Raw genomic sequence first — 21754 nt, forward strand, 5'->3', positions numbered from 1 at the left:
GTTAGGCAATGCCGCCTCAATCGAACTGACCTAATGGCCTGTGTGGCGCTCAAAGCGGCGCTACTGGGTCAGCGGCGCAACCCTGTTGTTGAAAACTGAAGACCCGGTAAAAGCACCGTCGCCGCTGTCAATGGCATCCAGTTGAGCTATCGATCAACCATTGATACAAAAGAACCGAACGCATTCCCACTTCTGATGTGCGTCGTGCTTGGGGGCTGCAGCAACGGGCTGAGGGCTTAATGCGCCTTACGCTGGTTGATTCAGGAAGGCGATCTACAGAATCTCAATGAGATTTTGTGGCGAGCGCCCCTCAGGACGCTCGCGGGGGCTATTTGGATGGCATGGCCGCTTGGCGGTCCACCATCATTTGCATCATCTGTTCCATCATGGCCATGCGGCGCTCCATTTGAGCGTACATGCCCATCATGCCCGAGGTTCCAGAGGCGGCAGGTGCGGCAGGTTTGGCCTGCGCCCCTTGCTGCATCATCCCCATACCCGTGCCACCAGAATTACCAGCACCCATCATGGCCGTGCCGGACTGCATGAGCTTCATGTGCTCGTCCATCAGAGCAGAACGTTCGGCGGGAGTCTTGGCAGCCTGCATTTTTTTGTGCATTTCCTGCATCGCCTTCATCTGACGATCAAAGGCGTCGGGTGCTGGCGGGGTAGTAGCTGCTGGGGCAGACTGGGTAGCTACGCCACCGCTCTGCGCATCACCGGGGTGGTGGCCTGCGTGTTCGTCCGCAGGTTTAGGAGATTGCGCGACGGCACCGCCCGCCACGAAAAGGGTTGTCAACAGCCCAGCGACGATATTCAGACGCATGATTGGTCTCCTTGTTGGTTCAACTGCAGCATGACAACGTACGGCTCGCAGTGTCTTGATTCACGTCAACCGAGGTTGTGGGCCGAGACGCACAGCAGCAGCCACCGGATGTTCGGTGCGGTGATGTGGCCACCACTGCGTCTGCTTTGTATCCGGCACGCGCAATTGCGGAGCGGACAAGCTGCACAGTGTCGTCTTCGGCTTGCCCAGGAACGCGGACCTGCCGCGCGGCCACATCGATTGCTACTTCGACGCCCGCCAGCATTGGGGCCTGCGCTATTGCACGACGAATGCGCTCGGCGCAGCCCCCGCACGTCATATCAGGAACATTGAAATGGACCATGTGAGCCTCCTTTGGTTGATTCACGGTTTGACTATGAACCTTGCCATGATGAGAAGGTCAAGTCCCGTCACGAGAATCCGGCGCACCGCGAAATCAAACGCTGCAGTCGCACAGTGACTTATCAGAGGTGCCGATGCAAAGCTAACTAACTGGCGGTCAAGATTGGGTCAGCCCAGGCAGCCGAAGAGGTCTGAGTGCGCTCCCAGGCCATGAGCTACCCTGTGTGCCTCGAACTAACCCGGTGTCAAGGGAGCTTTGCGCTATGGCGAGCATTGAACGTACTGCATACCCTCGATTTCCTCGAACGTTGACGCTCAAGGACCTGCAAGCATCCTTCACGCCAAAGCCCGAGGAAATTGAGTGGGCTCAGCAACACGCGCGCACGGCTGATCGTCGCTTGGCGATCCTCGTTTTGCTCAAATGCTTTGAGTTTCTACGCCACTTCCCGGCGCTCGACGCTATTCCTGCCGAGGTTGTTGAGCATGTTTCGGCCACGCTGGGGATGGCACCGACCGACAAAATCGAGTTCGCGTCGCTGGCTACGCTGTACCGCCACCACAAGGCGATACGGGAATTGCTCGGTGTCAGGCCCTACACCGACGGCCAAACCAGAACGCAAGCTATCCAGATAGCCCAGCAAGCCGCAGGTATCGTGGAAACCCGTGTTGACATCATCAACATCACTATTGAGGAATTGGTGCGACTGGGTTATGAACTTCCGGCGTTTCGCACGCTCGACGAAATCTCCGAGCAAGCCCATTCGGCTGCGGAGGCCTCCCTGCACAAGAGAATCACCCAGCGCCTTACTTCAGCCCAGAGTTCATGGCTTGATCGGTTGCTGACGTCCGAGTTGCCAGCGAGGCGATCCCTGTACAACCAGATCAAAAAATCGGCAAGAAAAGCCTCACGCAAGCACCTTGATTTGCTGCTTGACCAGTTGGTCTGGCTTGAGTCATTGCCAGACAGCGATGCGCTTCTCGACGGTGTGCCTGTAACCAAGCTGAACTACATGGCGGGCATGGCATCGGCACTCGATGCAGGTGACATGAAAGATCTGCTACCAGCCAAGCGCTACGCGCTGATCCTGGCATTGATTCGTCAAATGCGCGTTAGAGTTCGCGATGATGTCGCCGAAATGTTCATTCGCCGCATCGGAGCCATCCATAAAAGTGCCAGGGAAGAACTTCAGGTTATCCAGGCACGCCAACGCGAACTGAGCGAAGAGTTGGTCGCAACACTGGAGCAGGTGCTGGAGATCCTTGCCGAAAACCTGGATGACGCGAGCACTGGTCAGCGTGTTCGAGATCTGCTCGCTCCGCACGGCAGTCTTGACCAGTTGACGATGGACTGTGCGGCAATTCGCGTGTGGAGTGGCGGCAACCATTTGCCGTTGCTCTGGAAAGCTTTCAGCAGTTGGCGTGCAGCGATGTTCCGGATGGCCAAGGCATTGCGCTTCGTGGCGGCCACTCAGGACCACAGTCTGCTGGATGCCCTGCAAGTCGTGCTTGCCAACGAGCATCGCAAAGTAGAATGGGTTGAGGACGATCTGGCGCTTTCTTTCGCCTCTGAACGCTGGCGCAAGCTGGTGCGCCGCTCGCATGGGCTGGGCCACCCCACGAACCGCCGCTATCTCGAAGTATGCGTCTTCAGCTATTTGAGTAGCGATCTGCGGTCAGGCGATGTTTGCATTGAAGGTTCGGAGTCCTTCGCTGACTACCGTTTGCAGTTGTTGCCCTGGAACGAGTGTGAAGCTCTGCTGCCAACTTATTGTGACCGTATCAGCATTCCGGCGACTGCGGATGAATTCGTAGACGGCCTCAAGCGATTGCTCACGGAGACGGCCAAAAAAATCGACGAAGAGTTTCCGCAACATGCTGGCGATGTGGTGATTGGAAGCACTGGCGAACCGACACTGCGGCGAGTCGCTGCGCGGGAAGTGCCGGCGTCAGCAATTGCTTTGCACGCTGCCATTGAAAATCGCACGGCGCCGCGCAACCTGCTGGATGTTCTGGCCAACATCGAGCACTGGACTGGGTTCACGCGCAATTTCGGGCCGCAGTCGGGTGACGATCCCAAACTTCGCAACGCACGCGAGCGCTACTTGCTCACGGTGTTTGCTATGGGCTGCAACCTGGGGCCCAACCAAGCTGCGCGTCATCTGTCCAATGGGGTAACACCGCATCAACTTTCCTATGCCAATCAGCGGCATATGAGTTTGGACCAGTTGGACAATGCTTGCCGGGATCTGACTGAGCTGTACCTGAGGCTGGAGCTACCCAAACTGTGGGGCGAAGGCAAAAAAGTCGCGGCTGATGGTACCCAGCACGACTTCTATGACCAGAACCTGCTGGTGGGCATGCATTTCCGGTACCGGCGCATGGGAGCCGTGGCTTATAGGCATGTCGCCGACAACTACATTGCAGTGTTTCGCCATTTCATTCCACCAGGGGTACTGGAAGCTGTCTACGTCATTGAGGGCCTGATGAAGGCAGGCTTGAGCGTTCAGGCCGACACCGTGTACTCGGACACCCATGGCCAGTCGGAAACTGTGTTTGCCTTCACACACCTAGCGGGCATCCAATTGATGCCGCGCATCCGAAACTGGAAGGATCTGCGTTTCTATCGCCCAGAGAAGGGGATGCGATTCAGGCATATCGACCGCTTGTTCAGCGACGTCGTGGACTGGAAGCTCATCCGCGACCATTGGCGAGATCTGATGCAGGTGTCCATATCGATTCAGGCCGGAAAAATCGCATCGCCAATGCTTTTGCGCAAGCTTAGCCAGGAAGGGCGTCACAACCGACTCTTTGCTGCGGCCCGCGAACTCGGGCGCGTACTGCGTACGGTCTACTTGCTGCGTTGGATTTCCAGTAAGGAAATGCGACAGGAGGTGAGCGCGACAACCAACAAGATCGAGTCGTACCATGCCTTCACGAAATGGCTGGACTTCGGCGGCGACGTGATCAATGAGAACGATCCAAACGAGCAGCAAAAACGGGTGCGCTTCATCGACTTGGTCGCCTCGTCTGTGATCCTGCAAAACACAGTGGACATGATGCGGGTGCTTCAGGAAATGTACGCGGATGGGGAGCCCGTTTCTGCTGCCGATGTCGAGTACCTGAGTCCATACATGACCTCGGGTATCAAGCGCTTTGGCAACTATCACCTGGACCTGAAGCGGCCGCCGGAGCCATGGGTCAAGGAATCACAGTTTCGTGAGGCGGCCAAGCGCGCTCGCGCAGCAGCAGCAGCCATGGCAGCGGAGGCGCAACGTGTTGGTCAAAAGGGAGTGGGAACATGAGCGATTTTGACCCCACGGTCCTCACTGTCTATGGTCGACTGGACAGGGCTGCACTAGCCCGCGTACGGGGCAGCTACGACACCTCCGCATTGTTGCGGTTAGTTGACGAACTGGACAGCATCGTTGGGCATGCCCAAGCTCCGGGCGGCCTTAGAGATGTACTGTTGCTGCTTCACGAGATGACGCATGTTGTGGTGAACGGCGCCGGATTGTCAGGATCTGCAGATAGAGGGGGCTTGCCCGAACTTGCTTCTGACGCTGCCTCTGAGATCAGACAGGCGATAGCTAAGCTGCAGGAATGGGTGAAGTTGATTGAACCGCTGGAAACACTACAGCCGATAAGTTGAATGTTGGGCTTGAATATAAAAGCAATCCAAAATAACTAAAAAGCTTATGAGCTAAAACTGGCCGTATCCTGGCTTGCCCTCCACTGGCCAATCTGGCCGTCAAGCCAGTGGCAGGTTTGGCTGCAGGGCCTGGCTCAGCTCGTCGTGCAGTGCCACCACGGGCTGCACCTCGGGGTGCACCGTGCCGCTGCCCACATCGCCCAGCCACCGGCAGGCGGCGTAGGCCTGGGCTTTGCGGTCGTATGCATGCGTCCAGGCGGTGCGCTGGGGCATGGCTTCGGCCCGCACCGGCCACACGCCTGGGCGGGGGCGCATGGGGCTGTCTATGCCCATGCGCCAGGGTTTGCCGCTCACACGGGCGCGAAAGCAATGCTGGTTGTTGCACATGCGCACGTACATCGGGTCGGCCTGCACTTGGGCAAAAAAGGCCTGCACCAGTCCGTCGGCGGGCTCTGCCACGGTGTGCGTGACCAGCAAGCGCAGGCCAGCGGGTGTGCGATACAGCCGCAGGTTCCAATCTGGGTGCTCGGCCACAAAGGCTTGTAGCTTTTTGCGGGCCAAGGCCTCGTGCCCGCCTTGGTAGCCTATCCACAACCGGTACAAGGCTTGGGCCGCAGGCGCCGACACAAGCCCACCCAGCACCACGGCCATCGGCCAAACCCAGCCGCCCACGTAGGCTCGAGTGGTGGCTACGACGGCGAGCGCCAGTAGCGCAAACAGCAGCCAGGCCATTCGCGCAGGCGCCTGGGTGGCAAAGTCCACATCGGCAAACACCACATCCGGCGTGTTCAGGCAATGCGCCCCATAGGCATTGCGGGTGATGACGGTGCTGCCGTGGCGCGCCAGCACTTCTTCGCGGATGGGCACGCCCTGCGCGCCGTTGTAGGCCTGCTTGCGCTCGCGCCGCGCCACGGTGTGGCCAGCCTGCAGGTCCGCCATGGCCTGCGCGGCCCGTGCATCGGCCATCGCTTGCGCGTCGGCCTCGCTGGTGTCAGACCATCCCCAGCGGCGCACTGTGGCTTGGCGCTTGCCGAGGGGCTGTTGCAGGCGGGCTTCAGCCCAAAAGTCAGGGACGATCATGATGGCGGTATCCGTTTGCGGGAGGGGCACCGTTGCTACACCCAGCCCATGGCGCCCAGCAGTGCACCGGCCCCCAGCATCCACAGCAAGTGGAGTTTGGTGCGCCACACCAGCAGGGCGGCCATGGCAGTCAGGGCCCACAAGGGCCAGTTGCGCAGTGACGAACCCTGGGTGCGTGTCAGCACCCAGGCGGTGGCCAGCAGCAAACCAATCACCACCGGTGCCATGCCTTGTTTAAAGGCCCGCACGCTGCGCCGGTTGCGATTGCGGTGGCCCCAGCGCGTGGCCTGCCAGGTCAGCACGCTGCTGGGCAACATCACGCCCACCATGCACACCACAATGCCCAGCAGGCCCAGGGCCCAGCCCATCATGCCCGGGCCTCCGGCATTCAGGCCCACGTTCCAGCCCAGCAGTGCGATGAACAGCACATTGGGGCCGGGCGCGGCCTGCGCAATGGCAATGGAGGTGTTGAACTGCGTATCGGTGAGCCAGGCGTTGCGGTCCACCAAAAAGCGGTGCATGTCTGGCGCCGTGCTGATGGCGCCCCCCACGGCCAGCAGCGACAGGGACATGTAGTACATGAACAGGTGAAACCAGTCGAGCGCAGACAGCGCGGCCAAGGCGGGTGCGGTGGATGTCATGGGGTGAGCTTTCTCCAGGTCAGCACGCAGGCCAGCAAGCCCACGGTGGGCAGTGTCCAGAACAGGGGCCAGCGCAGCACCGCCATGGCCACCACCGTGAGGGCCGCCAACCCCACGCACACCCACAAGCCCAGGGGATGCTTTTTCAGCGTGGACGACAGCTTCAGGCCCATGCCCGCAATCAGCCCAGCCGCCACCGCGCCCATGCCGCGCAGCGCGCCTGCCACCGCAGGGTGATCGGCAAACTGCGCATAAACCACGGCCAGGGCCAACACCAGCACCATCGGAAACGCCAGCATGCCCGCCAGCGCCGCCAGTGCGCCGCGCCAGCCAAAGTAGCGCTCGCCAATCATGATGGAGAGGTTCACCACATTGGGGCCCGGCATGATCTGCGCCACGGCCCAGTCTTCGACAAACTCTTCGTTGGTCATCCAGCGCTTTTTGTCGACCAGCTCGCGTTGCACCACGGCCAGCACGCCGCCAAAGCCTTGCAGCGCCAGCCAGGTGAAGGACCAAAACAGGTCAGAGCAGTTGCGGGGCTGTGGGCGTGCGCTGGCGTCGGCGGCTTCGGTCATAAATGGCATTTAGCATAAAAACTGCTGCTAGCGCTTTATTTAAAAGCGCTAGCAGCTATCAAATCAGGAGTAAATCACTGGGGCATCCCGCAAGTATCTGTGCGAAACCGGCACCTGCCGGGGCGGCAGAGTCCGCACCGCTTGCTGCAGGGTGATTCTCAGTACGCCATGGTACGCGCGGCCGCCCTGCGCCAGGCGGGCCTTGCCATCGCAGACCGGAAAGGGCGGGGCACGCGTTGGTGCATGCCAAGAAATACGGGGCAGTGCGTGGGGCGCACCGAGAGCGCGGGTGGAGCAACAACTTAGCTCCGCCGATCCGCAGGGCTTGTTACTTACCCAAGGTGCCTTGCAGCTTGTGCTCTTGCACCCGCCAGCCTGCTTGCTCAAGGTACTTCACCTTGAAAATGCGCAAATCGGCCTGTGCCTCGTATTTGACCTTGAAGATCTTGAAGGTCGCCTGGCTTTCGTAGTTCACCAGATGCCATACGGCGTCGCCCGTGGCTTGCTGCTCGTAGGGTACTTCCAGCACCGCTAGATCCGCCTGGCTTTCATAGGGGGCCTCAAACACCTTGGCATCGGCTTGGCTCTCGTATTTCACAACCAGTATTTGCGCCATGTCAGTCCCTTGTTGGTGGTATGCGGTCTGGCGCCCCCTGCGCAGGCTCGCCGTGTTGGGGCCCGAGGGTATCCAAAAAAGCCAGCCAAATCAGCCCTGGCAGACAGGCGTTACGTCTTGATGCTTTATCGGTGTGCATGTCCCTTGGGTCTCATGGTCCCTGCACCGCAGGCAGCAGCATCTCCCGCTCAGTGCAAAAGCGCTTGGCTTCTTCTTCCAGCCAATCGCGCACCTGTTGCATGGCGGGGCTGGGGTGGCTGGAGGTGACAAACGAGTAGGCGGCGCGAGACAGCACGCTGCAGCCCAGCAGCGGCACGAGCCGACCAGCCTTCACGTCTTGCAGTACCAGCGCCGCGCGGCCCATGGCAATGCCTTGTCCGGCCAGCGCCGCCCCCAGAGCCAGTTGCGACAGGTTGAATTGCTGCCCGCCCGCCCATGGGGGCGGCGTGGCACCCCTTTGGGTGAACCAGTGTTGCCATTCTTCGTAGGTCTCGGCGCCTTCCCATGCGCTGCTGTCGTGCAGCAGCCAGTCGCTGCGCAGGTCTTCGGGGGTATGGATGGTGGGATGGCGTGCCAGGAAGTCGGGGCTGGCCACGGGAATGAGCCATTCGTCCAGAAACACCGTGGCATTCAGGTCGGGATACAGGCCCAGGTCAAACCGCACGGCTGCTTCGATGCCGTCGCGCACCATGCGGGTGCGGTCCAGCGTATGGAATTCGCCAAACACGCGCAGCCCGGTGCGGGGGTATTGGCGAAAGAAGTCGCCCAGCCGAGGGGTGAGCCAGCTCATGGCGAACGAGGGGGAGCAACTCAGCGTTGCGGTGGTGGCCTCTGCCGGCTGGCGCATTTGCGCCAGTGTGCTTTCAATGGCGTCAAAGCTTTCGCGCAGCACCACCGCCAGCCATTTGCCTTCGGGTGTCGGAACCAAGGCCCGGGGCGTGCGCAAAAACAACGGACGACGCAGCCAATCTTCCAGTTGTTTCACCTGTTGGCTGACCGCACCCTGGGTAATGCACAGCTCTGCCGCAGCTTTGGTGAAGCTGCCATGGCGTGCAGCGGCATCAAAGCTGCGCAGCCAGGCCAGCAGGGAAGGGGAGAGTCGAATGTCCATTATTAATACTAATGTCTTTCTCAATATAAATGCGTTGTGACAGCGGCGTGGCCCACTAAAAATGCAGTCAGTTAACAATGACACAAGTACGCATGACATCCCTTGAGTGCCAGCCTGCAGTGCCTTCCTTGCCCCCAGACCTTCGCCAGAACCCGATCCTTGCGGTAGATGCCTTGCTGTCAGCACGCCTGCGCAACGCCCAGCCTGCGCTTTGGACCAATGCCGCTGTGGAGGCTCACCCTGCGCCCGTGCTTTCGGCACTAGGGAGAACCATTAGTCTGGATGATACGAAAGCAGCTGCCGCCCGGTTGGCCCGCTTTGCCGGGTTGCTGGCGCAGGTGTTTCCCGAGTTGGCTGAGACGGCGGGCCAGGTGGAGTCGCCCTTGCTGCCCGCCGATGCTCTGCAGGCCGCCATCGGAATGGCCGAGGGACAAGGGCGTTTGTTCATCAAGGCTGACCACCGTTTGCCTGTGGCGGGCTCCATCAAAGCCAGGGGCGGCATGCACGAGGTGCTGGAGTTTGCCGAGCAACTGGCGCTGCAGCACGGGCTGGTTGAGGAAGGCGGTGATTACCGCACCCTGGCGACCCCGGCCGCGCGCGAGGTGCTGGGGCGCTACCAGGTGGCGGTGGGCTCCACGGGCAACCTGGGGTTGAGCATTGGCGTGGTGGCATCGGCCCTCGGGTTCAAGGCTGCCGTGCACATGTCGGCCGACGCCAAAGAATGGAAAAAAGACCGCTTGCGCCAGCGGGGTGTGCAGGTGGTGGAGCACCAGGGTGACTACGAGCGTGCCGTGGCGGCAGGTCGCGCCCAGGCCAGCGCCGACCCGATGTGCCATTTTGTAGACGATGAACAGTCGTTTTCGCTGTTGCTGGGCTACAGCGCTGCGGCCTTGCATTTGCAGACCCAACTGGCAGAGCAAGGGGTGACGGTGGATGCCGAGCACCCGCTCATCGTGTACCTGCCTTGCGGTGTGGGCGGTGCGCCTGCGGGCATTGTGTTTGGCTTGCGCCAACTGCTAGGGCCACACGTGCACTGCTTTTTTGCCGAGCCCGTGCAGTCGCCATGCTTCATGGTGCAGATGCTGGCGGATGCCACGCAGGGCCCAGGGCAGCACCCGTCGGTGTACGACTGGGGCCTGACCAACCGCACAGAAGCCGACGGCTTGGCCGTGCCGCGCGCCTCGTTGCTGGCCGCAGCGCTGATGCAGCCCTTGCTGTCGGGCGTGTTCACCGTGGCCGACGACACCTTGTTTGCGCACCTGGTGCAGGTGCTGGATGCCTTGAAGGAACGCATCGAGCCGTCTGCTGCTGCGGGCTTCAGCGGCCCCGGCATGCTGGTGGGAACCACGGCCGGGCAGGCCTGGTTGCGCAGCACGGGCGTGGATGCCGTGCTGCGCCAAGCCACGCAGCTGGTGTGGACCACCGGTGGGCTGCTGGTGCCCGATGCGCAGTACCAGGGCTTTGTGCAGCGCGGGCGCGCTGTGCTGGCAGGGCGCGGATCGCTGCCGTTTTGACGGGGTGCGCCCCCTGTTTCGATCACTTGATTTTTACTTTTTCCTTTACTTTTGTGACCTTTGGAGAGAACGCCATGAACCGCAAGAAGCTGCTTTTGTCCGCCATGATGTGTGCCATGGGGGCTGCAGCATGGGCCCCCGCCATGGCGCAAGAGGGCAACTACCCCACCAAACCCATCACGCTGGTGGTGCCCTTTCCTGCAGGCGGTGCCACCGATGTGCTGGGCCGTGTGATTGCCAAGAAGCTGGGCGACAAGCTGGGCCAGAACGTGGTGGTAGACAACAAAGGCGGCGGTGGCACCACCATTGGCGCCGCCTATGTGGCCAAGGCGGCCCCGGACGGCTACACGCTGCTGATCAGCTCGGGCACCACCTTCACGGTGAACCCTGCGGTGCGCCCCAAGCTGCCTTACGACCCTGTCAAGAGCTTTGAGCCCATCGGCATCACCGGCCGCACAGGCCTGATCCTGCTGGCCAACAAAGATGTGCCGGTGGCCGACGTGAAGCAGTTTGTGGCAGCGCTCAAGGCCGCGCCTGAAAAGTACTCCTATGGTTCGTTTGGCGCGGGCACCACCTCGCAGTTCGCGGGTGAAATGTTCTTCCACGCTGCGGGCGTGAAGATCCAGCATGTTCCCTACAAGGGCAGTGCCCCAGCCATGACGGATTTGATTGGCGGGCAAATTCCCTTCACCGTGGACACGGTCTCAGCCGCCTTGCCGCACCTCAAGGACGGCAAGGTCAAAGCTATTGCCGTCACCACCGCCAAGCGCACTTCCTTGCTGCCTAAGGTACCTACGCTGGCGGAGAGCGGCTATCCCGGCCTGGACATGGACACGTGGCTGGCCGTGGTGGCGCCGCGTGGCCTGCCACCAGCTGTCAAGTCGCGCCTGGAGCTGACGCTGGCACAGGTGGTGTCTGACCCGGAAACCCGCGATAAGCTCCTGAGCATGGGCTTTGAGCCCGCCTATGGCTCGTCCAGAGCCCTCGGCGAATTGATTGACAAAGAGCTGCCCTTGATGCGCGCCATTGCCCAGCGTGCCAGCATCACAGCAGACTGAAGAAAGCGACACGCCTGACATGACCACACACAGCCCTTTGGTTGAGCTAACCGCGAACGAATTGCGCGAGCGCATCGGCACCCGCGAGGTGTCGCCCGTTGAATTGCTGGAGGCCTGCATCGAGCGCATCGAGGCGATCAACCCCCACATCAACGCGATCACGGCCACTTGCTACGACCGTGCCCGCACCGAAGCCAAGGCGGCTGAGCAAGCGGTGCTGCGCGGCGAACCACTGGGCTTGTTGCACGGCTTGCCGTTGGGCGTGAAGGACCTTGAAGCCACGGCTGGCCTGCTGACCACCTACGGCTCGGAGATTTACCGCGACCATATCCCCGCGCAGGACAACGTGCTGGTGGCCCGCCTGCGTGCGGCGGGCGCCATCGTGGCAGGCAAGACCAACATTCCTGAAATGGGAGCGGGTGCCAATTCGCGCAACACGGTGTGGGGGGCCACGGGCAACCCTTTCAACCCCAATTTGAACGCAGGCGGCTCGTCGGGCGGCTCTGCGGCTGCGCTGGCCTGCGACATGTTGCCCGTGTGCACAGGGTCCGACACAGGCGGCTCGCTGCGCATTCCCGCATCCATCTGCGGCGTGGTGGGGTTCAGGCCCTCGCCGGGTGTGGTGCCCAGCTCGCGCAAGCTGCTGGGCTGGACGCCCATCTCGGTCGTCGGCCCCATGGGCCGCACGGTGGAAGAAGCCTGCCTGCAACTGGCCGCCACAGCAGGCATGTCGGCGGGCGACCCGCTGAGCTACCCGCTGGACCCGAGCAGCTTCCTGCTGCCCGAAACCGTAGATTTGAGCCGCTTGCGCGTGGCCTACACCGAGGACTTTGGTGTCTGTGCGGTGGACGACGGCGTCCGCAGCGTCTTCCGCAACAAAGTGCAGGCCATGAAGCACCTGTTTGCGAGCTGCGATGCCATTGACGTGGACCTGGGCGACGTGCACCGCTGCTTTGATGTGCTGCGCGCTGAAGCCTTTGTGGCCAGCACGCGGGATGCTTACGAACGCGACCCTGCCAGCCTGGGCCCCAACACCCGCGCCAATTACGAAATGGGTGCGGCCATGACGCTGCTGGACAGCGCCTGGGCGCAGGCGGAGCAGACGCGCATCCTGGCGCGGTTTCAGAAGCTGTATGAGCACTACGACGCGATCCTAGCGCCCACCACGCCAGTGTCACCATTTGCCTGGACGCAACTGTTTGCCAGCCACATCAACGGCGAGCCACAGGCCAACTACTACCGCTGGCTGGCGCTGACCTATGTCACTACGCTGACCACGCACCCCGCGCTGAGCCTGCCCTGCGGGCTGGATGCGCAGGGCATGCCGTTTGGCTTGCAGATCGTGGGCCGCTTTCGTGCAGATCGGCACACGCTGGGCGTGGGGCACGCGCTAGAAAAAGCCTTCAAGGGCATTGCCGGGCTGGCTCGCCCCAGGCCCGATTTGGCCAAACTGCGGGCCACCCGTGTTGAACCCGCATTGACCTCTATAGCCACAGGGGCACCCGACCCGCGTGATGCGCGCAGCCTGCCCCGCGACGACCGTGCGGCCTCGGCTGCGCTGGTGTCTGCGGTTTGATTGGGGGGTAGACCATGCAAACCCTACAAAAGGCAGATTACATCGTCATCGGCGCAGGTATTGCGGGTGCGTCGGTGGCTTGGCAGTTGGTGCAAGAAGAGGGGCAGGGCGCGAGCGTGCTGTTGCTTGAGCGCGAATCCCAGCCTGGCTACCACACGACGGGGCGCTCAGCGGCCCTGTACATGGCCACCTACGGCACGCCCAACATCCAGGCGCTGACCCGGGCCAGCCGCGCGTTCTACGATGCGCCACCGCCGGAATTTGGTGACGACCCCATCCTTTCGCCGCGTGGGGTGGTGTACGTGGCAGGGCCGGACCAGCTGGACTTGCTGCGCCAGACCTATGACGAGGCCCGGGCTGCCTCGCCCAATGTAGAGTGGGTGGAACAGGCGGCCTTGCTGGCCCAGCTGCCATGCCTCAAACCCGAAGCAGTGGCTGCAGGCATGAGCGAGCCCGAAGCCGCCGACATTGACGTGCACGCCCTGCACCAGGGCTACTTGCGGGGGCTGCGCCAGCGGGGCGGGCAGGTGCTGACCCACGCAGAGGTCACAGCTTTGCAACGCCAGGGCGATGTTTGGCAAGTCACGCTGGCCGATGGCAGAGTCTTGGAGGCCAAAACCATCGTCAATGCTGCGGGCGCTTGGGCCGATGTGGTGGCCGGTCTTGCGGGCGTGCCCCCCATTGGGCTGGAGCCGCGCAGGCGCACCGCTTTCACCTTTGCGGTGCCCGAGGGCATGGATGCGCACCAATGGCCCGCCGTGGTGAGCGTGGACGAGAGCTTTTACTTCAAACCCGATGCGGGACAGCTGCTGGGCTCCCCCGCCAACGCCGACCCCACCCATCCACACGATGTGGTGTCTGAAGAATTGGATGTGGCCACAGGCATTTACCACATTGAAGAGAAAACCACCTTTCAGATCCGCCGCCCATCCCACACCTGGGCTGGGTTGCGCTCTTTCGTGCCTGATGGGGACATGGTGATTGGCTGGGACAACCATGTCCCGGGATTTTTCTGGCTGGCCGGGCAGGGCGGCTACGGCATTCAAAGTGCCGCAGGTGCATCGCTGCTAGCGCGGCAACTGCTGCGCGCCGAGCCACTGGCCGACAGCCTGGTCCGCGAAGGTGTCTCCGTCGAAGGCCTGTCACCCACGCGCCTGCGCTAGCCTTGTGGCACTGTGCCAAGAGTGGGGGGAAGGGGCCTGTGGCCCCTTTTTGGGGTTACGCCTTGCTTGGCGCAGCGCGCTCAGGCAAAAGTGTTGACCTGGGTGCCCAGTGTGCCGCTGGTGGCCAGGGCGGGCTGCGGCATCGATTGCTGCATGGCATTGAGCATGGTGCTGGCCGATGTCGCCTGAATGTCCAGTGCTTTCTTGAGCACCACCATGTTCAATGCGTCCGATGTTTTGGCACTGGCCAGCGAAGTGGCGGTGCTGACAATGCTGTTGGTAAGTGCCACGTCCATGGTGATTCCTTGGGTTAGTGGTTGGTTATCGGCAGGTAGGTGCTCGGTATTGAGCTCTTTTTGAGGGGGCTGGCGCGTTGTTACATCTCGCGGGCTTCAATCCATCCCACCCGGCCCTGGCCGCTGTCATTGATGCGCTGTTGGCAAGCTGCGGCCTGGCTTTTCGGTAGCCTCCACTGCAGTGTGACCAGTGAACTGTGGTCCACCCGCAGCAGCTCCGCCCCAGCCGCGTCAATTTCGCGGCGCAGCAGCCCCTCTAGCGAATAGGGCACGCTGCATTCGAGTGTGGCCATGGCCTGTAGCACCACCTTGGGGGCGGTCAGCAGCGCCTGGGCCACGCAGTCGGTGTAGGCCCGCACCAGGCCTCCAGCGCCCAGCTTCACGCCGCCAAAGTAGCGCACCACGGTGGCCAGTACACCTTCCAGGTCCTGGTGGCGCATCACGTCCAGCATGGGGCGGCCGGCCGTGCCGCTGGGCTCGCCATCGTCTACCGCAGCCGACTGCCCGCCGGCCAACAGTGCCCAGCACACATGGGCCGCGCCGGGGTGTTGCTTCCATAGCGCATCCACCACAGCCTGCGCACTGGCCCGGTCAGGCATGGGCTGCACGCAGCCGATGAAGCGGCTTTTCTTGATGATGAGTTCGCTGTGGGCCGGGGCGGCCAGGGTCTGGGGCATGGGGGCCTGAGTGTAAAGCGCCACCACGCCTGCCCCGCTGGTGCCGCTGCGGGCGGGCGGGCGGAACACTACAGCGCATTTCTTCGCATATGCACATGCGGTTTTAGTATTTGTATTTGGCATGCTTGATGCATCATGATGCGTAAATCTTATTCATGTGCTATGGAAATTCGCCAACTTGAAGCCTTCGCGGCTGTGATGACCTCCGGGAGCGTGACAGGCGCCGCCCGCTTGCTCGACCGCTCTCAGCCCGCCATCACGCGTTTGGTGCAAGAGCTGGAGGCGGAGATTGGCTACGCCCTGTTTGTGCGCAGTGGCCCCCGTGTCACCCCCACCGAGCAGGCCTACCTGCTGTATGGCGATGTGGAGCGCGCCTTGGGGGGCTTGCGGCACATCCGTGCCCGCGCTGCAGACATCGCGCGGGGCAGTGCCGCGCAACCCCTGGTGCTGGCTGCCACCTCGGCACTGGCCGTGGGCTTGATGCCGCAGGCCTTGCGGGCGCTGGAGGCCCGCAACGGAGTGACGCCAGTGCGCCTGCGTTCGGCGGCGCCCGAACAGGTGGTGCAAGACGTGCTCAACGGCGTGGTGCAGTTGGGCGCCAGCAGCCTGCCTTTGGAGCACAAGGGCCTGCAGGTGTTATGGCTGGGCCAGGCGCCCTGCGTGGCAGTGCTTGCGGCCAGCGACCCGTTGGCCGCGTTGCCCGTGGTGCCACTGGCGGCCCTGGCGCAGCGCCGCATCGTGACCATGAGCAACCCCTACCGATTGCGCCACCGGCTCAACGCGGTGTGGCCCCAGGCTGCGGGCGCAGCAGATGCCGCGCTGCAGCAGCCCTTCATCGAAACCAACTCCTCCATCAACGCCCAGGCCTTGGTGCGCGCCGGGCTGGGCGTGGCGGTGCTGGAGCCGCTGACCGCGCTGGGCGCGCCCGCCGAAGGGGTGGTGGTGCGGCCGCTGGATTTGTCCATACCGTTTGACTTTGGCGTGGTGGTGCCAGCGGGCCGCCCCGTCAGCGAGCCCGTGCAGGCGCTGGCCAACGCGCTGCTGCTGGCCGCCCAGGCCGTGCCGGGCTTTGTGCAGCACAGCGCTGCTGAGCAGGCGCGGCTGCTGCAAGGCAAGCCAGCGGCGCCTGAATTGACCGACAACTTTTGACTGTGACGACCCTATGACATTACCGTCCCCCTCTGAACCCTCCGCCACGACCGCCGTGTCTGGCGACGCCCTTGGTTTGCCTGCCCTGGAGGCGCGCCTGCGCCAAGACCTGCAGTGGCTGTGCCTGCCTGCCAAGCCCTGGGTGCCTGCGCGCACGGTCGATGGGCAAGAGGTGCTGGACGTGGCCATCGTTGGCGGCGGCATGGGCGGGCTAGCGCTGGCCGCTTCGCTGCGCAACCTGGGGGTACAAGCCCGCATTTTTGACAAGGCACCCGTTGGCTTTGAGGGCCCTTGGGCCACCACGGCGCGCATGGAAACCCTGCGCAGCCCCAAGGAGCTCACGGGCCCTGCGCTGGGCCTGCCCGCGCTGACCTTCCGCGCCTGGTTCGAGGCCCAGTTTGGCCTGGAGCAGTGGCAAGCACTCGACAAAATTCCGCGCCTGCAATGGGCCGACTACCTGCGCTGGTACCGCCAGGTGCTGGGCCTGGATGTGCGCAACCACCAGCATTTGCAAGATGTGCAACCGCGTGGCGACGGCGTGGTGCAACTGAGCCTGCGGGACGAAACCCCGGGCGCAGCGCCCCGGCCCTACACCGTGCTGGCCCGCCATGCCGTGCTGGCCACCGGGCGCGACGGCCTGGGTGGCCCTTGGCTGCCCGACTGGGCCACCCAGGTGCCGCGTGAGCGCTGGGTGCATTCCTCACACGAGTGGGATGGGGAAGCACTGCGCGGCCTGCGTGTGGCCGTGATTGGCGGTGGCTCGTCGGCCATGGACGCCGCCGCAACGGCGCTGGAGCATGGCGCTGCACGCGTGGATTTGCTGATCCGCCGCGCCGAGCTGCCGCGCGTCAACAAAGGCAAGGGGGCAGGCAACCCCGGCATGTCCCAGGGCTTCTGGGCCCTGCCTGACGAGTGGAAGTGGCGCTTTCGGCGGTACATCAACATCTCGCAAGTGCCGCCACCCCATGGCAGCACACTGCGGGTATCGCGCCATACCAACGCGCATTTCCACCTGAACACCCCCGTGACCGGCGTGCAGCAGCGCAGCGATGGCGTGCTGCGCATCGACACCGGCAAAGGCCCACTGGCCGCCGACTTTGTGATTTTCTGCACCGGCTTTCGCACCGACTGGGGCCAGCGGCCTGAGTTTGCGCGGCTGGCTCCCCATGTGCGCACCTGGGGTGATCGGTTCGCGCCAGCCGATGGTGTGCCCGATGCTGAGCTGGCGGGCTCGCCCGACCTGGGGCCGGTGTTTGAGTTCCAGCCGCGCACGCCGGGGGCCTTGCCGGGGCTGGAGCGCGTGCATTGCTTCAACTACGCCGCAGCGTTGTCGCAAGGCGCGGGCGCTGGCGACATTCCGCAAATCAGCGATGGTGCGCAGCGCCTGGCCCGTGGGCTGGCGGCAGGCCTGCTGGCGCAGGACGTGCAAACCCATTACAGCGCCATGCAGGCCTATGCCGAGCCCGAGCTGGACGGCACGGAATGGACACCCGCTGAGTTTCCGCCCTACGACGAAGCCGTGCCAGCCGGTGCGGCTGAACCGGTGGCACAGGCATGACGCTGGGCTGGCTGCTGCGCCGCTTGGCCCAGGCCGCGCTGGTGGTGTGGGTGATGACGATGATCGTCTTTGTGGGCCTGCACTCCATTGGCAACCCGGTGGACATCCTGGTGGGCGACGACATGAACCAGGCCGAACGCCTGGCGGCCATTGCCCGCCTGGGGCTGGACAAGCCCCTGTGGCAGCAATACCTTGCGTTTGTCGAGGGTGCCGTGCGTGGTGAGCTAGGCAAGAGTTTCGTCTACCAAGAAGACGCTGTGCGTCTCATCCTGCACCGTTTGCCCGCCACGCTAGAGCTGGCCGTGGCCGCTTTGCTGCTGGCGGTGGTGCTGGGTGTGCCGCTGGGGCTGTGGGCGGGTATGCGGCCCGAGCATCCGCTGTCCAAAGGGCTTATGGCGGGCAGCATTGTGGGGTTCTCGTTGCCTGCGTTTTGGGTGGCGCTGATGCTCATCATGGTGTTCAGCGTGCAACTGGGCTGGCTGCCCGCCAGTGGCCGGGGCGAGACACGCTCTCTGCTGGGCGTGCAATGGTCCTGGCTGACGTGGGACGGGCTGCAGCACCTGGTGCTGCCCGCGTTCAATCTGGCGCTGTTCAAGATTTCGCTGGTGCTGCGGCTCACACGCGCCGGGGTGCGTGAGGTGCTGCCGCAAGACTTTGTGAAGTTTGCGCGCGCCAAGGGCCTCTCGCCCCTGCGCGTGGTGCTCATGCATGTGCTACGCAACACGCTGATTCCACTGGTCACGGTGCTGGGCCTGGAGCTGGGATCGACCATCGCTTACGCAGTGGTCACCGAGTCCATCTTTGCCTGGCCGGGCGCGGGCAAGCTCATTTTGGACAGCATCAATTCGCTGGACCGCCCCGTGGTGGTTGCTTATCTCATGGTGGTGGTTGTGATCTTTGTGACACTCAATTTGCTGGTGGACGTGCTCTACCGCCTGCTTGACCCGCGCGTGCGGCTGGAGGGCGCAGCATGAGCGGGGCAACACCTACCCCTGCGGTCAGAGACCGCTCGATCTGGTGGCGCGTGGGCACGGACTTTGTGCAATCGCGCGTGGCCCTTGGCGGCTTGGTGGTGCTGGCCCTGGTGGCCATCGCCGCCCTGTGCGCGCCCTGGATCACGCCGCAAAACCCCTACGACCTCATGCAGCTGGATGTGATGGACGCGCGCCTGCCCCCCGGCAGCACCAGTGCAGAGGGCGGCTACCGCTACGTGCTGGGCACCGACGGGCAGGGGCGTGACCTGTATTCGGCCATCATTTACGGCCTGCGCATCAGCTTGCTGGTGGGCGTGGGATCGGCCCTGATTGCGGCGGTGCTGGGCACCCTGTTGGGCCTGCTGGCCGCCTACGCTGGAGGCAAGGTCGATGCGGCGCTGATGCGGTTGGTGGACTTGCTGCTGTCGTTTCCCACCATCCTCATGGCGTTGATGATCCTGGCCTACATGGGCAAGGGCATTGGCAACGTGGTGCTCACGCTGGTGCTGCTGGAATGGGCCTACTACGCCCGCACCGCCCGGGGCCAGGCCCTGGTGGAGGCGCGGCGCGAATACGTCGAAGCAGCTCGGGGGCAGGGCATTGGGCCCTGGCGCATTGTCACCGGGCACATCCTGCCCAACTGCCTGCCGCCGCTGCTGGTCATTGGTGCGCTGCAGGTGGCACGCGCCATCACGCTGGAGGCCACGCTGTCCTTCCTGGGTCTGGGCGTGCCCATCACCGAGCCATCGCTCGGGCTGCTTATCTCCAACGGCTACCAATATCTGCTGTCCCACGAGTACTGGATCAGCTTCTTCCCGGGCCTGGCGCTGCTGGGCACCATCGTGGCCATCAATCTGGTGGGTGACCAATTGCGCGATGTGCTGAACCCAAGGCTAGAAAAATGACCGACTCTCTTCTTGAAGTGCGCAATCTGGTCACCCGCTTCCACACCCGCGCAGGGGTGCTGCCGGTGGTCGATGGCGTGTCGTTTGTCATTGGGCGCGGCAAGGTGCTGGGCCTGGTGGGGGAGTCGGGCTCTGGCAAGTCGGTCACCGGTTTTTCCATCATGGGCCTGGTCGATGCGCCGGGGCGCATCGAGGGTGGGCAGGTACTGCTGAACGGGCAAGACACTACCCAGCTGAGCGAGGCCGAGCGCCGTGCGCTGCGCGGCAACCGCATGGCCATGATCTTTCAGGACCCCATGGCCACCCTCAACCCCGTGCTGCGCATTGACGTGCAGATGATGGAGACGGTGCTGGCACACCGCAAGGTGTCCAAAGCCCAGGCGCGTGAGCAGGCCGCACAGACGCTGGCGCTCATGGGCATCCCCAGTCCGCACGAGCGGCTGCTGGCCTACCCGCACCAGCTCTCGGGCGGCATGCGCCAGCGCGTGGCCATTGCCATTGCCATGCTGCATGGGCCCGACCTCATCATTGCCGACGAACCCACCACGGCGCTGGACGTGACCATCCAGGCCCAGATACTGTCTGAGGTGCAAAAACTGGTGCGCGAGCGCGGCACCTCGCTGATCTGGATCAGCCACGACCTGTCGGTGGTGGCCGGGCTGGCAGACGAGATTGCCGTCATGTACGCCGGCCGCATCGTGGAGCAGGGCACGGTGGACCAGGTGCTGGACCACCCCCAACACCCCTACACCCAGGGCCTGATTGGCAGCCTGCCCAGCGCCAACCGGCGCGGCGCGCGGCTGCGGCAAATCCCGGGCATGGCGCCCCAATTACTGAACATGCCCGCAGGCTGCGCCTTTGCCCCCCGGTGCGACCGGGCCAGCGCGGCTTGTGGCCAAAAGCCAGAGTTGTTGGCGGTGGCGTCGGCAGCGGGCCAGGGCGATGCTGGCACGCACCGTGTGCGTTGCTTTCACCCCGGCGCTGGCACGGCGTCCCCATTGGCGGAGGCCGCATGAACGCAACCACCCCTTTGATTGAGCTGCGCGGCGTCGCGCAGCGTTTTGGCAAGCAGGCGCCTAAAGGCCCGGTGAGCCAGGCCCTGCAGCGCCTGGGTCTGGCGAAGGCACCCGTGGTGACGCACGCGGTAGACGGTGTGGACCTGCAAGTAAACCCTGGCGAAGTCGTGGGGCTCGTGGGCGAGTCCGGCTGTGGCAAGTCCACCCTGGGGCGCATTGCCGTAGGCCTGCTGCAGCCCACCGAGGGCGAGGTGCTGGCCCAAGGCCGTGCGCTGCATAGCCTGCAAGGGCCAGAGCGCACCGCGGCGCGCCTGGCCACGCAAATGGTGTTTCAAGACCCGTTTGGCAGCCTGAACCCCCGCCTGCGCGTGGCGCGCATAGTGGGCGAGGCCGCCCGGCTGCACGGCCTGACCGATGCAGCGGGCGAGGACGACTACGTGTGCGCCCAGCTTGCACGTGCGGGGCTGGACCCATCGCTGCGCTTTCGCTACCCGCACCAGTTCAGCGGCGGCCAGCGCCAGCGCATTGGCATTGCCCGGGCGCTGGCGGTGCAGCCCACGCTGCTGGTATGCGACGAGGCCGTAGCAGCACTCGACGTGTCCATTCAGGCGCAAATCCTGAACCTGTTCATGGACCTGCGCGACCAGTTGGGCCTGGCCTACCTGTTCATCAGCCATGACCTGGGCGTGATCGAGCACCTGTGCGACCGGGTGGTCGTGATGTACCTGGGCCGCGTGGTGGAAACCGCGCCGGTCGAAGAGCTGTTTGCCCGCCCCAACCACCCCTACACCCGTGCCCTGCTGGCAGAAATCCCGCGCATTGGCAACCGGGGCACGCACTTTGGCGCGATTCGGGGCGAGATTCCCAGCCCCATCCACCCGCCCTCGGGCTGCCACTTTCATCCGCGCTGCCCGCAGGCCATGCCGCGCTGCGCCACCGAGGTGCCCACGCTGCGCGGCATTGCCATCCAGCACGCCAGCGCTTGCCACCTCAATGACGGCGCCTGAGCATTTTTCAAACCGCTTCCACAC

The 21754-nt window shown here is 63.6% G+C and carries 21 protein-coding genes; 12 read left to right on the forward strand and 9 right to left on the reverse strand.

What is annotated here, in order from left to right:
• Positions 1 to 328 precede the first annotated feature (328 nt).
• Both CLU86_RS06880 and CLU86_RS06885 read right to left on the reverse strand, forming a co-directional pair.
• Positions 329 to 823, reverse strand: a complete 495-nt coding sequence (locus CLU86_RS06880) for a hypothetical protein (protein ID WP_099741093.1) — start codon at positions 821 to 823, stop codon at positions 329 to 331.
• Positions 824 to 842: 19 nt separating this feature from the next.
• A complete protein-coding gene (locus CLU86_RS06885; protein ID WP_099655481.1) occupies positions 843 to 1166 on the reverse strand; it encodes a heavy-metal-associated domain-containing protein in 324 nt (107 codons plus the stop codon).
• Positions 1167 to 1428: 262 nt separating this feature from the next.
• Between CLU86_RS06885 and CLU86_RS06890 the strand changes: the two genes are divergently transcribed.
• On the forward strand, positions 1429 to 4467 hold the full coding sequence (locus tag CLU86_RS06890; RefSeq protein WP_099741094.1) for a Tn3 family transposase: 3039 nt from the start codon (positions 1429 to 1431) through the stop codon (positions 4465 to 4467).
• The gene (gene tnpC, locus CLU86_RS06895; protein WP_099741095.1) at positions 4464 to 4814 is read left to right on the forward strand and encodes a Tn3 family transposase post-transcriptional regulator TnpC; all 351 of its coding nucleotides are present in this window, start codon (positions 4464 to 4466) and stop codon (positions 4812 to 4814) included. The genes CLU86_RS06890 and tnpC overlap by 4 nt, the downstream gene beginning before the upstream one ends.
• Positions 4815 to 4913: 99 nt before the next feature.
• On the opposite strand, the gene CLU86_RS06900 is transcribed toward tnpC, so the two are convergent.
• From CLU86_RS06900 to CLU86_RS06920, 5 genes are all read right to left on the reverse strand, one after another.
• Positions 4914 to 5894 carry a hypothetical protein gene (locus CLU86_RS06900; protein WP_099743366.1) on the reverse strand — a complete coding sequence of 327 codons (981 nt, stop codon included), beginning with the start codon at positions 5892 to 5894 and terminating at the stop codon, positions 4914 to 4916.
• A gap of 35 nt (positions 5895 to 5929) precedes the next feature.
• Entirely contained in the window at positions 5930 to 6535 is a 606-nt protein-coding gene (locus tag CLU86_RS06905; protein WP_099741096.1) for a chromate transporter, read from the reverse strand.
• Complete coding sequence (locus CLU86_RS06910) at positions 6532 to 7119, reverse strand: chromate transporter (protein ID WP_099655385.1); 588 nt, start codon at positions 7117 to 7119, stop codon at positions 6532 to 6534. Before CLU86_RS06910 ends, CLU86_RS06905 begins: the two co-directional genes overlap by 4 nt.
• A gap of 319 nt (positions 7120 to 7438) precedes the next feature.
• Positions 7439 to 7726, reverse strand: coding sequence for a DUF6150 family protein (locus CLU86_RS06915; RefSeq protein WP_099655386.1), 288 nt, complete (start codon positions 7724 to 7726; stop codon positions 7439 to 7441).
• A 151-nt stretch (positions 7727 to 7877) separates the two neighbouring features.
• Positions 7878 to 8837: a LysR substrate-binding domain-containing protein gene (locus tag CLU86_RS06920; RefSeq protein WP_099741097.1), complete on the reverse strand. Its 960-nt coding sequence runs from the start codon at positions 8835 to 8837 to the stop codon at positions 7878 to 7880.
• Between the two features lie 92 nt (positions 8838 to 8929).
• On the opposite strand from CLU86_RS06920, the gene CLU86_RS06925 reads away from it, so the two are divergent.
• From CLU86_RS06925 to CLU86_RS06940, 4 genes are all read left to right on the forward strand, one after another.
• Complete coding sequence (locus CLU86_RS06925) at positions 8930 to 10351, forward strand: D-serine ammonia-lyase (protein WP_099741098.1); 1422 nt, start codon at positions 8930 to 8932, stop codon at positions 10349 to 10351.
• A gap of 74 nt (positions 10352 to 10425) precedes the next feature.
• Positions 10426 to 11409 carry a tripartite tricarboxylate transporter substrate binding protein gene (locus CLU86_RS06930; RefSeq protein ID WP_099658619.1) on the forward strand — a complete coding sequence of 328 codons (984 nt, stop codon included), beginning with the start codon at positions 10426 to 10428 and terminating at the stop codon, positions 11407 to 11409.
• Between the two features lie 19 nt (positions 11410 to 11428).
• A complete protein-coding gene (locus CLU86_RS06935; RefSeq protein ID WP_099743367.1) occupies positions 11429 to 12985 on the forward strand; it encodes an amidase in 1557 nt (518 codons plus the stop codon).
• Positions 12986 to 12999: 14 nt separating this feature from the next.
• The gene (locus CLU86_RS06940) at positions 13000 to 14148 is read left to right on the forward strand and encodes an FAD-binding oxidoreductase (RefSeq protein WP_099741099.1); all 1149 of its coding nucleotides are present in this window, start codon (positions 13000 to 13002) and stop codon (positions 14146 to 14148) included.
• Between the two features lie 80 nt (positions 14149 to 14228).
• Here CLU86_RS06940 and CLU86_RS06945 read toward each other — a convergent pair whose 3' ends face one another.
• Together CLU86_RS06945 and CLU86_RS06950 are read right to left on the reverse strand one after the other, a co-directional pair.
• Positions 14229 to 14444: a YjfB family protein gene (locus CLU86_RS06945; protein ID WP_099655390.1), complete on the reverse strand. Its 216-nt coding sequence runs from the start codon at positions 14442 to 14444 to the stop codon at positions 14229 to 14231.
• An 80-nt stretch (positions 14445 to 14524) separates the two neighbouring features.
• Positions 14525 to 15121 carry a YigZ family protein gene (locus tag CLU86_RS06950; RefSeq protein WP_099743368.1) on the reverse strand — a complete coding sequence of 199 codons (597 nt, stop codon included), beginning with the start codon at positions 15119 to 15121 and terminating at the stop codon, positions 14525 to 14527.
• Between the two features lie 162 nt (positions 15122 to 15283).
• On the opposite strand from CLU86_RS06950, the gene CLU86_RS06955 reads away from it, so the two are divergent.
• The 6 genes from CLU86_RS06955 to CLU86_RS06980 are packed head-to-tail and all read left to right on the forward strand — an operon-like array spanning position 15284 to position 21730.
• Positions 15284 to 16270, forward strand: coding sequence for a LysR family transcriptional regulator (locus CLU86_RS06955; RefSeq protein ID WP_099741100.1), 987 nt, complete (start codon positions 15284 to 15286; stop codon positions 16268 to 16270).
• A 13-nt stretch (positions 16271 to 16283) separates the two neighbouring features.
• On the forward strand, positions 16284 to 17828 hold the full coding sequence (locus CLU86_RS06960) for an NAD(P)/FAD-dependent oxidoreductase (RefSeq protein ID WP_099741101.1): 1545 nt from the start codon (positions 16284 to 16286) through the stop codon (positions 17826 to 17828).
• Complete coding sequence (locus CLU86_RS06965; protein ID WP_099741102.1) at positions 17825 to 18802, forward strand: ABC transporter permease; 978 nt, start codon at positions 17825 to 17827, stop codon at positions 18800 to 18802. Before CLU86_RS06960 ends, CLU86_RS06965 begins: the two co-directional genes overlap by 4 nt.
• Positions 18799 to 19707 carry an ABC transporter permease gene (locus tag CLU86_RS06970; RefSeq protein WP_099741103.1) on the forward strand — a complete coding sequence of 303 codons (909 nt, stop codon included), beginning with the start codon at positions 18799 to 18801 and terminating at the stop codon, positions 19705 to 19707. The genes CLU86_RS06965 and CLU86_RS06970 overlap by 4 nt, the downstream gene beginning before the upstream one ends.
• Positions 19704 to 20723, forward strand: a complete 1020-nt coding sequence (locus tag CLU86_RS06975; RefSeq protein ID WP_099741104.1) for an ABC transporter ATP-binding protein — start codon at positions 19704 to 19706, stop codon at positions 20721 to 20723. The genes CLU86_RS06970 and CLU86_RS06975 overlap by 4 nt, the downstream gene beginning before the upstream one ends.
• Positions 20720 to 21730 carry an ABC transporter ATP-binding protein gene (locus tag CLU86_RS06980; RefSeq protein WP_099741105.1) on the forward strand — a complete coding sequence of 337 codons (1011 nt, stop codon included), beginning with the start codon at positions 20720 to 20722 and terminating at the stop codon, positions 21728 to 21730. The genes CLU86_RS06975 and CLU86_RS06980 overlap by 4 nt, the downstream gene beginning before the upstream one ends.
• Positions 21731 to 21754 lie beyond the last annotated feature (24 nt).

Origin of the sequence: Acidovorax sp. 62 (assembly GCF_002754495.1) — a bacterium.
GTDB lineage: Bacteria > Pseudomonadota > Gammaproteobacteria > Burkholderiales > Burkholderiaceae_C > Acidovorax.

What these genes read in the sequence shown, in the direction of transcription:
- CLU86_RS06975 (WP_099741104.1), top strand. Translation starts at nt 19,704, where the DNA reads ATGACCGACTCTCTTCTTGAAGTGCGCAATCTGGTCACCCGCTTCCAC.
- CLU86_RS06955 (WP_099741100.1), top strand. Translation starts at nt 15,284, where the DNA reads ATGGAAATTCGCCAACTTGAAGCCTTCGCGGCTGTGATGACCTCCGGG.
- CLU86_RS06925 (WP_099741098.1), top strand. Translation starts at nt 8,930, where the DNA reads ATGACATCCCTTGAGTGCCAGCCTGCAGTGCCTTCCTTGCCCCCAGAC.
- CLU86_RS06890 (WP_099741094.1), top strand. Translation starts at nt 1,429, where the DNA reads ATGGCGAGCATTGAACGTACTGCATACCCTCGATTTCCTCGAACGTTG.
- CLU86_RS06880 (WP_099741093.1), bottom strand. Translation starts at nt 823, where the DNA reads ATGCGTCTGAATATCGTCGCTGGGCTGTTGACAACCCTTTTCGTGGCG.
- CLU86_RS06945 (WP_099655390.1), bottom strand. Translation starts at nt 14,444, where the DNA reads ATGGACGTGGCACTTACCAACAGCATTGTCAGCACCGCCACTTCGCTG.
- CLU86_RS06935 (WP_099743367.1), top strand. Translation starts at nt 11,429, where the DNA reads ATGACCACACACAGCCCTTTGGTTGAGCTAACCGCGAACGAATTGCGC.
- CLU86_RS06965 (WP_099741102.1), top strand. Translation starts at nt 17,825, where the DNA reads ATGACGCTGGGCTGGCTGCTGCGCCGCTTGGCCCAGGCCGCGCTGGTG.
- CLU86_RS06920 (WP_099741097.1), bottom strand. Translation starts at nt 8,837, where the DNA reads ATGGACATTCGACTCTCCCCTTCCCTGCTGGCCTGGCTGCGCAGCTTT.
- tnpC (WP_099741095.1), top strand. Translation starts at nt 4,464, where the DNA reads ATGAGCGATTTTGACCCCACGGTCCTCACTGTCTATGGTCGACTGGAC.
- CLU86_RS06905 (WP_099741096.1), bottom strand. Translation starts at nt 6,535, where the DNA reads ATGACATCCACCGCACCCGCCTTGGCCGCGCTGTCTGCGCTCGACTGG.
- CLU86_RS06960 (WP_099741101.1), top strand. Translation starts at nt 16,284, where the DNA reads ATGACATTACCGTCCCCCTCTGAACCCTCCGCCACGACCGCCGTGTCT.
- CLU86_RS06900 (WP_099743366.1), bottom strand. Translation starts at nt 5,894, where the DNA reads ATGATCGTCCCTGACTTTTGGGCTGAAGCCCGCCTGCAACAGCCCCTC.
- CLU86_RS06940 (WP_099741099.1), top strand. Translation starts at nt 13,000, where the DNA reads ATGCAAACCCTACAAAAGGCAGATTACATCGTCATCGGCGCAGGTATT.
- CLU86_RS06910 (WP_099655385.1), bottom strand. Translation starts at nt 7,119, where the DNA reads ATGCCATTTATGACCGAAGCCGCCGACGCCAGCGCACGCCCACAGCCC.
- CLU86_RS06885 (WP_099655481.1), bottom strand. Translation starts at nt 1,166, where the DNA reads ATGGTCCATTTCAATGTTCCTGATATGACGTGCGGGGGCTGCGCCGAG.
- CLU86_RS06915 (WP_099655386.1), bottom strand. Translation starts at nt 7,726, where the DNA reads ATGGCGCAAATACTGGTTGTGAAATACGAGAGCCAAGCCGATGCCAAG.
- CLU86_RS06950 (WP_099743368.1), bottom strand. Translation starts at nt 15,121, where the DNA reads ATGCCCCAGACCCTGGCCGCCCCGGCCCACAGCGAACTCATCATCAAG.
- CLU86_RS06970 (WP_099741103.1), top strand. Translation starts at nt 18,799, where the DNA reads ATGAGCGGGGCAACACCTACCCCTGCGGTCAGAGACCGCTCGATCTGG.
- CLU86_RS06980 (WP_099741105.1), top strand. Translation starts at nt 20,720, where the DNA reads ATGAACGCAACCACCCCTTTGATTGAGCTGCGCGGCGTCGCGCAGCGT.
- CLU86_RS06930 (WP_099658619.1), top strand. Translation starts at nt 10,426, where the DNA reads ATGAACCGCAAGAAGCTGCTTTTGTCCGCCATGATGTGTGCCATGGGG.